This is a genomic window from Methylovorus mays, assembly GCF_020531915.1.
Classification (GTDB): Bacteria; Pseudomonadota; Gammaproteobacteria; order Burkholderiales; family Methylophilaceae; genus Methylovorus; species Methylovorus mays.
Map to the genome: position 1 here is coordinate 1 of NZ_JAJAVG010000005.1, position 14844 is coordinate 14844.

The 14844-nt window shown below is 52.2% G+C and carries 12 protein-coding genes and 1 pseudogene; 5 read left to right on the plus strand and 8 right to left on the minus strand.

Translation table 11 applies throughout. From position 1 onward, the window contains the following. The 3 genes and pseudogenes from LG203_RS06545 to LG203_RS06555 all read left to right on the plus strand — a co-directional run. Positions 1-122: pseudogene (locus tag LG203_RS06545) on the plus strand (UDP-glucose 6-dehydrogenase); the annotation flags it as partial. A 57-nt stretch (positions 123-179) separates the two neighbouring features. Next, on the plus strand, positions 180-1658 hold the full coding sequence (locus LG203_RS06550) for a DUF2264 domain-containing protein (RefSeq protein WP_230345044.1): 1479 nt from the start codon (positions 180-182) through the stop codon (positions 1656-1658). Between the two features lie 65 nt (positions 1659-1723). Beyond that, complete coding sequence (locus LG203_RS06555) at positions 1724-3580, plus strand: methanol/ethanol family PQQ-dependent dehydrogenase (RefSeq protein ID WP_230345045.1); 1857 nt, start codon at positions 1724-1726, stop codon at positions 3578-3580. Here the strand turns inward: LG203_RS06555 and LG203_RS06560 are convergent. Then, a complete protein-coding gene (locus LG203_RS06560; protein WP_230345046.1) occupies positions 3577-4089 on the minus strand; it encodes a DUF1993 domain-containing protein in 513 nt (170 codons plus the stop codon). The two genes, LG203_RS06555 and LG203_RS06560, sit on opposite strands and share 4 nt — an antisense overlap. Before the next feature lie 37 nt (positions 4090-4126). On the opposite strand from LG203_RS06560, the gene arsC reads away from it, so the two are divergent. Then, positions 4127-4672 (plus strand): arsenate reductase (glutaredoxin), encoded by a 546-nt coding sequence (gene arsC / locus LG203_RS06565; protein WP_230345047.1) that lies wholly within the window; start codon positions 4127-4129, stop codon positions 4670-4672. Here the strand turns inward: arsC and mutS are convergent. Continuing rightward, entirely contained in the window at positions 4664-7243 is a 2580-nt protein-coding gene (gene mutS, locus LG203_RS06570) for a DNA mismatch repair protein MutS (protein ID WP_230345048.1), read from the minus strand. The genes arsC and mutS overlap by 9 nt on opposite strands. A 127-nt stretch (positions 7244-7370) precedes the next feature. Here mutS and LG203_RS06575 point away from each other — a divergent pair, with 127 nt between their 5' ends. After that, positions 7371-8015: a lytic transglycosylase domain-containing protein gene (locus LG203_RS06575; protein WP_230345049.1), complete on the plus strand. Its 645-nt coding sequence runs from the start codon at positions 7371-7373 to the stop codon at positions 8013-8015. Between the two features lie 9 nt (positions 8016-8024). Here the strand turns inward: LG203_RS06575 and galU are convergent, their stop codons facing one another. From galU to LG203_RS06605, 6 genes are all read right to left on the minus strand, one after another. After that, entirely contained in the window at positions 8025-8924 is a 900-nt protein-coding gene (gene galU, locus LG203_RS06580) for a UTP--glucose-1-phosphate uridylyltransferase GalU (RefSeq protein WP_013442599.1), read from the minus strand. 120 nt (positions 8925-9044) lie between these two features. Next, positions 9045-10028 (minus strand): UDP-glucose 4-epimerase GalE, encoded by a 984-nt coding sequence (gene galE / locus LG203_RS06585; protein ID WP_230345050.1) that lies wholly within the window; start codon positions 10026-10028, stop codon positions 9045-9047. A gap of 64 nt (positions 10029-10092) precedes the next feature. Beyond that, positions 10093-11031, minus strand: coding sequence for a glycosyltransferase family protein (locus LG203_RS06590; RefSeq protein ID WP_230345051.1), 939 nt, complete (start codon positions 11029-11031; stop codon positions 10093-10095). A gap of 112 nt (positions 11032-11143) precedes the next feature. Next, positions 11144-12565: a mannose-1-phosphate guanylyltransferase/mannose-6-phosphate isomerase gene (locus tag LG203_RS06595; RefSeq protein ID WP_230345052.1), complete on the minus strand. Its 1422-nt coding sequence runs from the start codon at positions 12563-12565 to the stop codon at positions 11144-11146. 66 nt (positions 12566-12631) lie between these two features. Continuing rightward, complete coding sequence (locus LG203_RS06600) at positions 12632-13396, minus strand: WecB/TagA/CpsF family glycosyltransferase (protein WP_230345053.1); 765 nt, start codon at positions 13394-13396, stop codon at positions 12632-12634. Positions 13397-13662: 266 nt separating this feature from the next. Beyond that, on the minus strand, positions 13663-14844 hold the full coding sequence (locus LG203_RS06605) for a glycosyltransferase family 2 protein (RefSeq protein ID WP_230345054.1): 1182 nt from the start codon (positions 14842-14844) through the stop codon (positions 13663-13665).

The window sequence follows — 14844 nt, forward strand, 5'->3', positions numbered from 1 at the left end:
TGGTCAATGATCTGGAAGCCTTCAAGCAACAGGCGGATGTGATCGTCTCCAACCGCATGGACAAGGCATTGGCCGATGTGGCTGATAAGGTGTTTACCCGCGATTTGTTTGGTAGTGATTAAAAGTTCCTGAAACTTACCACTCAACAAAGAAGCAATTTAATACTTAGAATGTTACAAATGACAAAGTCAAAAATGTGGAAAAGAGCAGTAATTACGATCATTGTTTTGCTATTAACGATATCGAGTACATATTGGGTATCATCACACTTCGAAAAGGAATCCCAAAATCCGAGCAACGAATTATTGGCCCCATTCCAACAGCCATCATCAAACAACACCTTCTCGGATTACAAGCATCTATTTGAGTATTTCTTAAACGGATTTATCGCCCACAAAAGTGTAGGTTATTCAAGAGCCTACTATAACGGCGATCCAATGGTACAAGGCCCTGAGATGGCCAGTCTGGAGGGGTTTACAAGAACTGCGCCTTTATTTGCCGCCTGGATATACGGTCAGCATGGCACACAATACACCTTGAAAAATGGGCATTCCATAGACTTGGTTAATTTGCTGAGGACCGGCATTTTAAACGGGACAAACCCTGAGCATGCCGAATACTGGGGAGCTATCCATGACCATCAACAATCCATTGTTGAAGCTGCTGATGTAGCTCTAGTGTTGTGGTTAACGAGAGAATATATCTGGGCTACCTTAGAAGAAAAACAAAAAAACAACATTACAGCATGGCTGCGGCAAGTGAACGGCAAAAAAATCCCAGACAGCAACTGGCACTTATTTGTCATCCAAGTGAATGTAGTACTAGCCTCTCTTGGTCAACCATACGATGCAGAAGTCATACAAAACAGCTATCAGCGGATCAAATCTTTCTATGTAGGTGATGGCTGGTTCAAAGATGGCGATGCGGAAGATCGCAGCACATATGATTTCTATAATGCATGGGCATTTCATTACCATCTCCAATGGATCAATAAAATCCACCCCACACTGGATGAGACATTTATACGTGAGAGCCTGCAGGCATTCTTAAGCAACTATCAATATCTGATTGGCACTCAAGGCATACCCATCATGGGGCGCAGTGCGTGCTATCGCTTAGCCGCCTCGGCCCCACTTATTTTCGGCCAATCCATTGATCAACAATCCATTTCAAGTGGCGTTGCCAAGCGCTCGCTTGACGCCACTTGGCAATATTTTATTCAACAAGGTGCTTTGAGTGATGGGAATATTACACAAGGTTACTGTGGAAAAGACACCAAAATACTGGAACCATATTCCGGCCCGGCAAGTTGCTTATGGTCTTTGAGATCATTGATTGTGGCTTTTTCTCAGCCTATCGATAATGCGTTCTGGCAATCCCAACCGCAGTTATTGCCCATTGAGATTAGTGACTATAAAAAAACCATTCCTGCCATTGGGTGGACAGTAATAGGAAACAAGAAAAACGCTGATATTACGATACAAGTAGCGGCAAATAGCTTGGATAAAACTAAGCTGACTTTAAAAGAAATAGGCTTTTACGATCGTATGATGGAAATAATTACTCAAAAATCAAGAAGGCCCAAAAATTATGAGGTCAAATATAATTTGAAAGAGTACTCATCCTCAGAGCCTTACTGCAAATGCAGAAAAATGTAAGGCACTGAATTACTATAATTTCTGAAATACTGTCAGCGTTTTTTCATGTTCTTCGTTATGCTTGTATGAGTAATTCAAACGGTCTTTCTAGATTAATTTGCCTCGTTTCAATTCTTGCTAATTCCCATGCTCAAGGAGCAGCCCATTCCCTGGACAGGGAGTGGGCAAGCCCCAGAAAAGATAATTTCAATCAAGGATATAGCAGACTCGAGCAGATTAATGCGAGTACCGTCGACAAGCTCAAACTCGCCTGGACCTTCTCCACCGGCATCACCCGCGGCCATGAGGGCTCTCCCTTGGTCGTCGGGGATATCCTCTATGTACATACCGCTTTTCCCAATAACGTCTACGCGCTGGACTTGAATCACAACCAGAAAATCCTCTGGTCTTACTTTCCCAAGCAATCCGATGATGTACAGGCCATCCTCTGCTGCGACAACGTGAGTCGGGGGCTGGCTTATGGCGATGGCAAGATTTTCCTGCAGCAGAACAATGGCATGCTGGTCGCGCTGGATAGTCACACGGGGCAAAAGGTATGGGATAAGCAAGTCAACGACCCCAGGACTGGGGCAACCAATACCAATGCGCCCTATGTGTTCAAAGATAAAGTACTGACGGGTTGTAGCGGCGGCGAATTTGGTGTGCGCTGTTTTCTGGCGGCGTATGCCATCAAGGATGGGCATGAAGTCTGGAAGGCTTACAGCATGGGCCCGGACGAAGATGTACGCATTGGGCCCGATTTCAACCAGGCCAATCCACATTACAGCGCCCTCTCCGTTTATGAGGATGTGAATGGCGGAAATAAGGAAGGTGGTGCTTTTAAGGCGTTAAGCAAAGACCGTCTGGTATTCCCGGAAAAGGATCTGGGCGTGCGCACCTGGCTGAAACCGCAAGCTGCGGGGAATGGCTGGGAGCATGGCGGCGGACCGGTGTGGGGATGGTTTTCGTATGACCCTGCGCTCAATCTGGTGTACTACGGCACTGGCAATCCTTCGGTATGGAACCCGGATGTGCGGCCTGGCGATAACAAATGGGCGATGACCCTGTTTGCCCGTGACCTGGATACTGGCATGGCGAAGTGGGGCTACCAGCTCACCCCGCATGATGAGTGGGATTACGACAGTGTGAATGAAGTCATTTTATGGGATCACGGCAAGCAAAAGCTCGCCACGCATTTTGACCGCAATGGCTTTGCCTACACGCTGGATAGGCGTGATGGCACGCTACTGGTCGCCGCCAAAATGCATCCCTTCGTGAACTGGGCAACGCATGTGGATCTCGCCACTGGCGTGCCACAGAAAGACCCGCGCTACTCCACCCATGAGGATCAGGAAACGACCAATATCTGCCCGGCTGCACTTGGCACCAAAGATGAGCAACCAGCGGCTTACTCTCCCAAAACCGGGCTGTTTTATGTGCCGCTCAACCATCTTTGCATGCGCTATGAAGCCGTCGAGGCGAAGTATGTCGCCGGGCAACCCTGGGCAGGCGCCAGCCTGACCATGTTTCCCGGGCCCGATGGCGTCATGGGTGGCTTCATGGCATGGGATGGACTGAAAGGTCAGGCCAAATGGTACATCCGTGAGCCCTACCCGGTATGGGGTGGTGCGCTGGCCACTGCCAGCAATCTGGTATTTTATGGCACGCTGGATCGCTGGTTCAAAGCGCTGGATGCCCGCAATGGCAAGCTGTTGTGGCAATTCCAGGTGGGATCCGGCGTGGTAGGAAATGCGATGACGTATGCGCACCATGGCAAGCAATATATAGGGGTATATTCCGGCATAGGCGGCTGGGCGGGCATTGCACTTAATCAAGGACTGACCCAGGAGTCAGACGGCGCAGGAACAGCTGGCGCTTTCAGGGATCTCGCGAAATACAACGCCGCGCCCGGCGGAGGCGCGCTGAATGTTTTTGGGCTTTAACTCAACAAATTACCCAGATAGTCGGTTTTGCCCAACTCCACCCCGTTGTGTCTCAAAATGCCGTAGGCCGTCGTCATGTGGAAATAAAAATTGGGGATCACAAACGTGAAAAGATAGGCCTGCGCAGTAAAGGTCACCTCACGTCCACGCAACTTCAGCTGAATTTCCCGCTGTGCCGCCGCCTCCATGTGCTGAGGTTTTACCGTCTCTATAAACGCGATGGTTTTGGCAATGCGCTGTTGCAACTCGTCAAACGTGCTCTCCGTATCTTCAAAAGCAGGAATCTCAATCCCTGCCAGCCGGGCGGCACATCCCTTTGCGGTATCGGTCGCGATCTGGATTTGCCGCGACAAGGGAAACATATCCGGCGCTAACCGCGAGCCAATCAGAACGGCTGGATCAATACCGCGAGCCTGAGCGTAAGTCTCGGCTTTTGCCAGTATGGCACTCAGGTTATGGAGTCCACGCACAAACAAAGGGATAGATGCATCATAAAAATTGAAGGACATGATATTTTCCAATCTGAAGAAGATAAAGAGTTGGCCTATGCAGACCGTGCCCCATAACATAGACGCTTGTGTGGAGCTCAGCAAGCCAAGGTCTCAATTTAAAAACACATCATCAAACAGCTTCCTGGCGCACATGCGCCAGGCAGGCAGACTTGCCGAACAACATAAGCTTGTATACCCTCAGCATCTCATTTTGGGAACCAAGACCATGTCAGACATCACGATTTATCACAACCCTCGCTGCAGTAAATCCCGCGAGACACTTGAGCTTATTCTGCAAAGCGGACAAGAGCCCACCATTATTGAATATTTAAAGTCGCCGCCAGATCGGGCTACGCTTGAGAAATTACTGCGTGACGCACGATTGGAAGCCAGGGATTTGCTGCGCAGCAATGAAGATATTTATCAGCAACTGAACCTGGGAAATCCGGATTTATCCGATGAGGCGTTACTGGATGCCATGGAGTCACATCCAGAACTGATTAATCGACCTATTGTGGTCTCACCCCTTGGTACCCGTTTGTGCAGGCCCGCTGAGAAAGTATTGGAAATACTCCCCAACGCAACCCCTCCCTTAAAGTAGCGTTTTTAATTTATACAAGGCCTCCAGCGCCTGCTTGGGCGTCAGATCATCGGGATCAAGACGCTCCAATTCGGCAAGCGCGGGGGAAATTTCGACTTGAGGCTCGGCAGCAGCCTGATGGCTGAACATATCACCCTGTGGGCCAGCTTGTATATTCTGCTGTTCCAGTTGCACCAGCTTGCGTTTGGCTGCGTTCACGACAGACCGTGGAATACCTGCCAGCTGGGCGACCTGCAGGCCGTAACTCTGACTGGCAGGTCCCTCTTGCACAGCATGCAGGAAGACAATACCGCTGCCATGTTCCACCGCATCCAGATGCACATTGGCGGCTTGCTTAAAATCTTCGACCAACCGTGTCAGTTCAAAATAATGGGTAGCAAACAGGGTGTAGCTGCGATTGCGCTCCAGCAGTTGGCGGGCGACGGCCCAGGCCAGCGAGAGGCCGTCGAACGTGGAAGTGCCGCGCCCGATTTCATCGAGCAAGACCAGGCTGTACTCGGTAGCGTTATGCAGGATGTTGGCGGTTTCCGTCATTTCCACCATGAAGGTGGAGCGGCCGCCAGCCAGGTCATCCGAAGCGCCTATGCGGGTAAAGATGCGATCTACCTGCCCGATACGCGCAGCCTTGGCAGGGACAAAACAACCGCAATGCGCCAGCAGCACAATTAAAGCAGTCTGCCGCATATAGGTTGATTTACCGCCCATATTGGGCCCGGTAATCAGCAGCAACTGCCGGTAAGGCGTGAGCTGCACATCGTTGGCGATAAAGGGTTGTGCCAGTTGTTCCACTACCGGATGTCGGCCTGCCGTAATCTGGATGCCCGCTTCTGCGCTAAATTCAGGTTGCACATAGTTCAGTGCCTGGGCACGCTCGGCAAAAGTGGCGATGACATCGAGCTGAGCCACGGCGTGGGCATTGGCCTGCAAGGCTTGAATATAAGGCGCAAGTGCCTCCAGCAGCGCTTCATACAAGGCTTTTTCGCGTGCCAGCGCACGCTCATTGGCAGAGAGCACCTTGTCTTCAAACGTCTTGAGCTCTGGCGTAATAAAACGCTCGGCATTTTTGAGCGTCTGTCGGCGGCGGTATTCAGGGGGGGCATGCTCGGCCTGCGCGCGGCTGATTTCAATGTAAAAGCCATGCACGCTGTTGTATTCCACCTTGAGGTTGGCTAGGCCGGTGCGGGCGCGTTCTTCTGCTTCAAACTTGAGTAAAAATTCCCCGCAATTGCTTTGTATCCCACGCAGCTCATCCAGCTCGGCATCATACCCATCGGCGATGACACCACCTTCGCGCAGCACGGATGAGGGCTCGGGACGTATGGCCGCAGCGAGCAAGGATGTCACGTCCGCGGGCGGCTGTAGCAAGGCCATCGCCTGCTGCAAAAGCGCTGATGGCAAGCCGGCCAGCGATTGTTGAAGTTCAGGCAATTGCTGCAAGCTATCGCGCAAACCGGAAAGATCGCGTGGGCGGGCGCTTTTCAAGGCCACGCGCGCGGTAATGCGCTCGATATCGCCAATATTATTGAGCAAACGCCGGGGTGCTTGCAGGGCATCGCCCTCCAATAGCGCAGCGACGGCCTCCAGGCGTGCCTGTATCGCCGCATGATCGCGCAAAGGGTGATGGAGCCAGTGCCGTAGCAAGCGTGCACCCATGGCGGTGCGGCTAGTATTCAGCAGCGAATAGAGAGTGGGCGCTGGTTCGCCGCGCAGGGTTTGGTCTATTTCAAGATTGCGGCGGCTGGCGGCATCGAACTGAATGTACTCACCGCTTTGCTCCACCGATAAAGCATTGATATGTGGCAGGCTGCTGCGCTGGGTGTGACGCACGTAATCCAGCAAGGCGCCTGCGGCCGAAATGGCTTGGGTCAGGTCGGCAGAGCCAAAGCCCGCCAAGTCATGCGTATTGAATTGCTGCGTCAGCAATTGCGTCGCGGAGTCGAGATCAAATTGCCATGGCGCCAGGCGTTTTTTCGGGCATTTCAGCGCTTCAATGCTGGGGTGCTGGTAGCCATCGGCCAGCAGCAATTCAGCGGGAGAAATACGCTCCAGCTCCTGCGCAAGCAGGCCGGGGGCAACTTCAGTGAGCACAAGCTGGCCTGCTGCCAGATTGATACGGGCCAAGCCAACAATCCCCTCCCCGGCGGATATGGCGACCAGCAGGTTATCGCGGGTGTCGTCCAGCAATGCACTATCAGTCAAGGTGCCCGGCGTCAGGATGCGTGTGACTTGCCGCTCCACCGGGCCTTTGCTCTTGGCAGGGTCACCAATCTGCTCGCAAATCGCAACGGCCTCGCCCAGCTTGGCAAGCTTGGCCAGGTATTGTTCAGCGGCATGATAAGGCACACCGGCCATGCGGATGGGTTCGCCATTGGAAGCTCCGCGCTTGGTGAGGGTAATGCCTAACAGCCTGGCGGCTTTCTCGGCATCATCATGGAACAATTCATAAAAATCGCCCATGCGATAAAACAGCAACATGTCAGGATATTGCGCCTTGATCCCCAGATATTGGCGCATCATGGGCGTATGATTCTCGGCAGATGGGCTTGGCGTATCGACAGCAGTGGTGGTCATGGGTTGAGCAGTGATTCCGTAGCGGAGTTAGTGCGCTGTTAAAGCCGCATTTTCTTGTTAACATGCAAAGCATGCTCTCTGAACTGGCAATATTTTAAATCTTATGCAGTTTATTTGCAGATTAAACATGGCGGTTTCCGCCCTTTTTATCTCTGCCCTGCCTGTGGCATGGGCAGGCGAAGGTGCGTCACATGAGCCCATCGCCTGTGGCGCGACGACCCCCTATCAATTGCAGCCCTCTGCCGATGCACTGGCCCAACAGCGTCAAACGCTCTCCGCCAAGCCACATGCCAAATCCATCCTCTCCGCCGCTCGCAGTTCCGGGCTGGATCCATGCCTGGTACATGCCTTGATCTCGGTGGAGTCTGGCTATCGGCAGGATGCCATCTCCAGCAAAGGCGCCATGGGCTTGATGCAGGTATTGCCCGAAACCGGCAATCGGTTTGGTGTAAAAAATAGTGCAAGCTCGGTCAGCGCCAACCTCAAGGCTGGCACGCGCTATTTCAGCCTGTTGCAGAAGAAATATCCCGGCCGGCTGGACTTGGCGATTGCAGCCTACAATGCAGGTGAAGGCGCGGTGGAAAAATATGGTAACGAGATTCCGCCCTATGCAGAAACTCAGGCCTATGTGCCCAAGGTGATGGCGCAATATGAAAAGCTGAGCGGCAAGTCCATCAAAAAACAGCCACAAAACCAGCCCCGAAAATACATCGAGGGCACCACATTGGCGCCCTCGACCTTGAAAAGTTACCGCATGACGTCGCAGCGGTAAGCTATCGCATTACTTCTTTTTGCCAACCAAGCCTTCAGCGGCAATGGCTTCCAGCAGGGCACGCAAATCCTTACCGCACTCAGGGTGCTTCAGACCCAGGCGCACAGTCGCTTCCAGGAAACCAGACTTGGAGCCGCAATCGTAACGCGTACCTTCAAAACGGTACGCCAGAATCTGCTCTTCGCTCAGCAGGCTGGCAATCGCATCAGTCAATTGCAGCTCGCCACCGGAACCGGCTTGCAAGTTTTCCAGATGGTGGAAAATACGAGGCGTCAGGATATAACGGCCCACCACACCCAGGTTGGAAGGCGCTTCTTCTGGCTTTGGTTTTTCCACGATACCCGCCACCTGCTCAATACCATTGCTCATCGGGTGGGTTGCGACAATGCCGTAGCTCTTGGTTTGATCGCGCGGCACTTCCTGCACGCCCAGCAAGGAGCAACGGTAATACTGGTAGGCATCCACCATTTGTTTGACCACAGGCACTTTGGCATCAATCAAGTCATCGGCCAGAATCACGGCAAATGGATCATCATTCACCACAGGCTTTGCCAGCTTAACCGCATGGCCCAGGCCCAGCGCCTGATTTTGACGGATATAGATGCAGTTCACATTCTTGGGAACAATATTCTGTACAACGGAAAGCAATTGCTTCTTGCCGTTACGCTCCAGCTCATTCTCAAGCTCATAGGCCATATCGAAGTGATCAGAGATGGAGCGCTTGTTACGGCCAGTAATGAAAATAAGGTCGGTGATGCCGGCAGCAACAGCTTCTTCCACCGCATATTGAATCAATGGCTTGTCGACGACAGGCAACATTTCCTTGGGATTGGCTTTGGTAGCCGGCAGAAAACGCGTACCCAGGCCCGCGACCGGGAAGACTGCCTTAGTGACATTTTTTTGACGCATTTGAGTTTAATCTCCCAACAGGTTGGATGATCGCTGAAAAGGGGTTGCGATCATCGTGATAAAAATCATTAATGTAATGTACACCAATGACCGAAATATTAAATAGCCCTTAAGGACCAATCAAACAGGCTTGCCAACTGTTTTGGACTCCCACTGCCAGGCGTGCTGGATGATGGTTTCCAGATCCGCGTAAACCGGTTTCCATCCCAGTTCACTGCGCGCAAGTGAGGCATCCGCCACCAGTCTGGCCGGGTCACCTTCACGGCGTTCACCTTCCGCCACCTTGATCGGCTTGCCCGTCACTTTTTGCGCCGCGGCAATGACTTCCTGCACAGAGAAGCCTGCGCCATTGCCCAAGTTATAACGGCGGCTGATGTTGGTTTCCATCAATTTACGCAAAGCCAGCGAATGCGCGCTGCACAAGTCGACAATATGAATGTAATCGCGGATGCAGGTACCGTCTGGCGTATCGTAATCGCGACCAAACACCGTAATGTTGTCGCGTCGTCCGGAGATCGCCTGCAACACCAGCGGGATCAGATGGGTCTCAGGCTCGTGCCGCTCACCGAGCTGGCCTTCAGGGTCTGCCCCCGCCGCATTGAAGTAGCGCAGGCAAACCGACTTGATGCCATAGGCGCGCTCATAATCGCCCAGCGCCTGCTCCACCATCAGCTTGGAACGGCCATAGGGATTCAGCGGGTTCTTGGCATGCGCTTCATCAATCGGCACATACTCCGGCTCACCGAAAACGGCCGCAGTGGACGAGAAAATAAAGTAATTCACCCCATGCTTCACCATGGCATCCAGCAGATTCATGGTATTGGTGAAGTTGTTGAGATAATACTTGTCCGGATGCCGCACCGACTCACCTACCTGGATATACGAGGCAAAATGCATCACGGCATCTGGCGCGTATTTCACAAACACGTCATCCAGTGCAGTCTTGTCGGCCAGGTCTGCCTGCACAAAGGTGCCGCCCACCACTGCATCGCGATAGCCAGACGACAGATTGTCAAACGTAATGACCTCATGCCCCTCGCCCAACAGCATCTTGACCATGTGCGAACCGATATACCCGGCCCCACCTACCACCAATACTTTCATTGCCTTCCCTTCTTCATTTTTAGCTGTATAGCGCAGCGCTCTTTAGCGCTAATCGCAGTATTATTCAATCCAAACGATAAGCCATTTTTAACGAATTCGTAATCACGGTATCGCCGAAATGCGCTTCCGTCATCGCTGGCTGGATCGCAATCTCAGGTCGAAACCGCACCGCTGCCTGAGCAACGCCTGCCACATCCTGACTGACGGCAACATAGCCTTCAGGCAAAGTCTCTGCAGCCCATGTCATGAATGGCGTTTCCATGGCGATTACATGTTTTTTCAATGACATCGCAAAAAAGAAGGTACCACTCACCACGACATTCTCTTCTGCGTGGCAAATAATCACTGCCTGAGACTGCTCCACCACTAGCTTTGCCTCGTCATCCGAGAGCTCTCTGGCCGCGAAATAAATATTGTCCGACGCTTGCGCACGCAACTGTTGTACATAGGCTTCGTCCCCAACGATGCCCGCAATCAGCAGGTTCATATTGGCTGGCCATACCTTCATCAATTCATGCACATTCTTGTAGGGCATGATGCGGCCAAACACGATGAAATAGGGCTTACCCTGCAAAGGCGCTAGTTCGGGCACTTGCAATGATGGTGAGCTGCTCTTGAACTGATAAAGCGGATGGGGCACGTACTCATAGCGTCCAACATCCGCGCCCGAATGCGAAATCACCACATCGGACAGTTTCTCCATCAGACGCATAAAGCGCAGAATCCTGGGAATATCCGACTTGGCGGCACCATGCGGATAGTAGTTATGCACCACCATGACAATTTTTTTTGTCACCACTTTTAGCACCAGCAGCTTCACCAACAAGCCGCCCGCTCTGGCCAATGAAAATCGTTTGGTGGAGCGATCCAGGCATTCGGTTTCGAGCCAGTTGATCACGGAAAAATCATTGCGTTTGAATCCACGGGCAATCAGGGTTTTGAGCGCTTTATAAAAGCCCTCAAAAGGGACGACCTCCGCGAAACTGGAATGAAGCTCGATCATCCGTTCCGTGTACTGATTACCCGTATGGAAATATGGATAGTAAGTGATGCGTGGCAATGTATGTTGTGTCAATTAATTAGCCCGTATTACGCTTTTTATTGTTCAAGCCACATCAGCTGCGGCCGTATGTATCTTCAAAACGCACAATATCGTCTTCACCCAGATACCCACCAGACTGCACCTCAATCAGATGCAAAGGCAGCTTGCCCGGGTTTTCAAGGCGATGTGTTGCGCCAATCGGGATATAGGTCGACTGGTTTTCACATAGCATTTCAGCCTCACCATTTTTGGTGACGATGGCGGTGCCACTGACCACCACCCAGTGTTCTGCTCGATGGTGATGCATCTGCAATGAAAGCTTTTCGCCGGGCTTGACCATAATGCGCTTGACCTGAAAACGCTCAGCCGCGTCAATGCCTTCATACCAGCCCCAGGGGCGGTATACGCGGGAGTGATATTCGTGTTCCTTGCGGCCCTGTGCTTTGAGGTAATCAACGATTTTCTTCACGTCCTGCGCAGCATCCTTGTGTGCCACAAGCACGGCATCGCTGGTTTCCACGATAATCAGGTTTTCAACACCCAACGCGGCAACCATACGGCCTTCGCTACGCACCATGGAGTTCTTCACGCCATTGAGGTAGACATCGCCCACCGTGACATTGCCTGCCTCATCCTTGTCCAGTACATCGGCGAGCGCAGTCCAGGAGCCTACGTCACTCCAGCCAATATCCACAGGCACCACTGCTGCGTTGCGCGTATGCTCCATCACCGCGTAATCGACCGACTGCGATGGGCATTCCTTGAAGCTATCCTCATGCAGACGCACAAAGTCGAGGTCTGTGTAGCTTTGTTCCAGCGCATCCTTGGCCTTGCTGGCAATGTCAGGAGCATACTGGGCAAGCTCCTCCATGTATTGCTTGGGGCTGAACAGGAACATGCCACTGTTCCAGTAGTAATCCCCAGAAGCGAGATATTGTTTGGCTGTATCAAGATCGGGCTTTTCAACAAACCGGGATAATTCATAACTGCCAGGACAATTGGCCAGCGCTGCACCGCCATTGATATAGCCGTAGCCGGTTTCTGGTACGGTAGGCTTGATACCAAAGGTCACCAGACGGCCACTTTTTGCCGCTTGTGCTGCGACGGCAATGGCGGCCGAGAAGGCTACCTTGTTTTGGATGACATGGTCGGCAGGTAATACCAGCATGAGCACATCATCCGCACTCTCCTTGAGCAAGCAGCTTGCTGCGACGGCAATGGCAGGCGCGGTATTACGACCAATGGGTTCAAGCACGATGGCCTTAGGCTTGCTGCCTATTTCCAGTAATTGCTCTGCTACCAGAAAACGATGGTCATTGCCGCACACCACGATAGGTGACTCCATGGCATCCACTCCGCCGAGGCGCAGCAAGGTCTCTTGCAACATGGAGTGCCCGGAAGTCAGGGGTAACAATTGCTTGGGCAAGGCCTGCCTTGATAATGGCCACAAGCGTGTCCCCGACCCACCCGACAAAATCACTGGCACTATTTTCATTTACATTCCCCCAAATCAATTTTCGACATTATTCAATCGCTCCAGCCCCATGTTAGCAGGGCTTGCTCAATCCTTTTTCAACCATTCTTTCAAGAATAGTCGTGGAAACACCACGGCATCATTCAGATACCGGGATACCAGTCTTTTCGGCTCAGAGGCCATGCGGTGCAGCCACTCCACCCCGCATCGGCGCATCCACATTGGAGCACGTGGTTTCTCACCGGCCAAAAAATCTATCGTCGCCCCTACGCATAAAGCCACCTTCACTTTCAACGCGGACTGGTATTTGGCAACCCATAGCTCCTGCTTTGGTGCTCCCAGACCGATCACCAGCAAATCAGCTTCCGTTTGATTGATCTGGGTGCAAATCTTTTGGCATTCCTCAGGGCTTTTTTCGAAACCCATGGGCGGGCTATACAAGCCCACCACGCTGACATTGGGCCACTGTGCATGAATATGCTTGGCAGCCCGCTCGGCCACGCCAGCCCCTGCGCCAAGCAAGTACACCCGCAAAATCTGGTCTTTACGAGTTTGAACATGGGAAAACACGGCTGGTACCAGATCGCTACCCGGCACAGTTCCCGGCAGTGGCTTCCCCAGAAGCCTTGAAGCCAGCACCACTGGCTTGCCATCGGCAACCACCAGCGAAGCCTGGTCATATGCGGCTTTGAAAGAGGTGTTTTCACTTAGCTTGACCACATGGTCAACATTGGGTGTCACCACATACCGGCAATCGCGCGCATCGGCGTCAAGCCAGGTGAATATGCGAGCCACGCTGCCAGCCATATCCAGCACGTCAATCTTGATATTAAAAAGCTGGATATGTTTCATCGGTTCATCTTGATCATTAAGGCGAGTTTGCATGTGTTGTCGGTTATCAGTTAAGCAAATAGCAGGCCCGAATTATCAAACAAGCCTGAAATTAAATACGGTTTATAAACAGTGGCCTTAAATCGGCCACAGGAGCCACATCTCAGCGATTGTCTCAAAATGACGACGGATATAAAGGGGCAAAAAAAATAATGTTTGCAATCAAGTAACCCAGTGAAACGCCGCATGTCTCCAATCAGAGACAATGGTTTAATAAACACCTTGTCTTAATCGCGCTGCGAGCGTACCCACTCCACTTGGCGCTTGACCAGAAATTTCAGATACAAGGGAATTTTCTTGAGCGCGTAAAAAGGGGCATACGCCAACATCCACAGAGGAATGGCATGCCGCCCAAATTTAGTCCACGCAGCCATCACGGCGAAGATCAAAAGCATCAGCATAGCGCCACCCAACACCAATGAACCAGAATAGCCGAATAAGGCGATGACCGCTGATATCACGGTGTATGCACCCAAAAACATGACGAGGAGTGCCAAGGGAGGAATACAGATATCCAAAGCCATTGCGACAAGCGCCGTATTGCGGGTGCGCAAACCTTTTAGTACGAGAGGTAATCCTGTATTGAAAATCATGCTGATATGGCCATGTTCCCATCGTGTGCGCTGGGAATCCGCTCCGGCCTCATTCGCGGCAAATGCACTTTTGACGAGCGCCTCATGGCAAAAAACAGGTGCATGCCCCGCATTGGCCGCATCCAGGCCCAGCTTCATGTCTTCTACCAAATGACCATTGGCGAGGTCGGCTTTTGCGATAAACGCCCATGGAAACGCCATGCCTGTGCCCATTAGTTGACATGGGCCTTGCATCACTCGCAAGCCCAGCGGACGAACCTGGTTTTTAACGACCCAGGCAAACTCGGCCAAGCGAGTCTTGAGGGCACTGGCATCCGGCGAAACCATCAAGTAAAGGGCCTGCACGGGCCGCTGACGCATCATGGACGATTGTGCGAGCGTGGGGATTGCGTTGGGCCCCACCCAGCAATCAGCATCCACGATCATGACGATCTCTGGCGGCTGCAGGGTGTTTTTGAGGTATTGCATGCCATAGTCAAGGGCAAATCCCTTGCCTCGCTTCAGATCATCATGGCGTTCAATGACAGTGACACCATACTGGCGAGCAACTTCCGCCGTGTCATCGGTACAATTGTCGGCAATCACGATAATGCTCTGGGGCAAGTCAATTTGGGCCAGCAGGGATTTGAGCGTGACGCCAATGCCATTGGCTTCGTTATGGGCAGGCACCAGTATCGCCAGTGAGGGAGTGGTGGCAGGCAGAATGGACATTTCTTTCGAATGAAAGAACGCCATGGCAATTTGCAGGCAGAAATAGCTGGTCGGAACAAACAGGATGACGCCGACGATGAACCATAAGAGATCAATGTATTGCAT

Excerpts from the sequence above, each read along its gene's own strand:
- LG203_RS06550 (WP_230345044.1), top strand. The coding sequence starts at position 180 with ATGACAAAGTCAAAAATGTGGAAAAGAGCAGTAATTACGATCATTGTT.
- LG203_RS06555 (WP_230345045.1), top strand. The coding sequence starts at position 1,724 with ATGAGTAATTCAAACGGTCTTTCTAGATTAATTTGCCTCGTTTCAATT.
- LG203_RS06560 (WP_230345046.1), bottom strand. The coding sequence starts at position 4,089 with ATGTCCTTCAATTTTTATGATGCATCTATCCCTTTGTTTGTGCGTGGA.
- arsC (WP_230345047.1), top strand. The coding sequence starts at position 4,127 with ATGCAGACCGTGCCCCATAACATAGACGCTTGTGTGGAGCTCAGCAAG.
- mutS (WP_230345048.1), bottom strand. The coding sequence starts at position 7,243 with ATGACCACCACTGCTGTCGATACGCCAAGCCCATCTGCCGAGAATCAT.
- LG203_RS06575 (WP_230345049.1), top strand. The coding sequence starts at position 7,371 with ATGGCGGTTTCCGCCCTTTTTATCTCTGCCCTGCCTGTGGCATGGGCA.
- galU (WP_013442599.1), bottom strand. The coding sequence starts at position 8,924 with ATGCGTCAAAAAAATGTCACTAAGGCAGTCTTCCCGGTCGCGGGCCTG.
- galE (WP_230345050.1), bottom strand. The coding sequence starts at position 10,028 with ATGAAAGTATTGGTGGTAGGTGGGGCCGGGTATATCGGTTCGCACATG.
- LG203_RS06590 (WP_230345051.1), bottom strand. The coding sequence starts at position 11,031 with ATGATCGAGCTTCATTCCAGTTTCGCGGAGGTCGTCCCTTTTGAGGGC.
- LG203_RS06595 (WP_230345052.1), bottom strand. The coding sequence starts at position 12,565 with ATGAAAATAGTGCCAGTGATTTTGTCGGGTGGGTCGGGGACACGCTTG.
- LG203_RS06600 (WP_230345053.1), bottom strand. The coding sequence starts at position 13,396 with ATGAAACATATCCAGCTTTTTAATATCAAGATTGACGTGCTGGATATG.
- LG203_RS06605 (WP_230345054.1), bottom strand. The coding sequence starts at position 14,844 with ATGCAATACATTGATCTCTTATGGTTCATCGTCGGCGTCATCCTGTTT.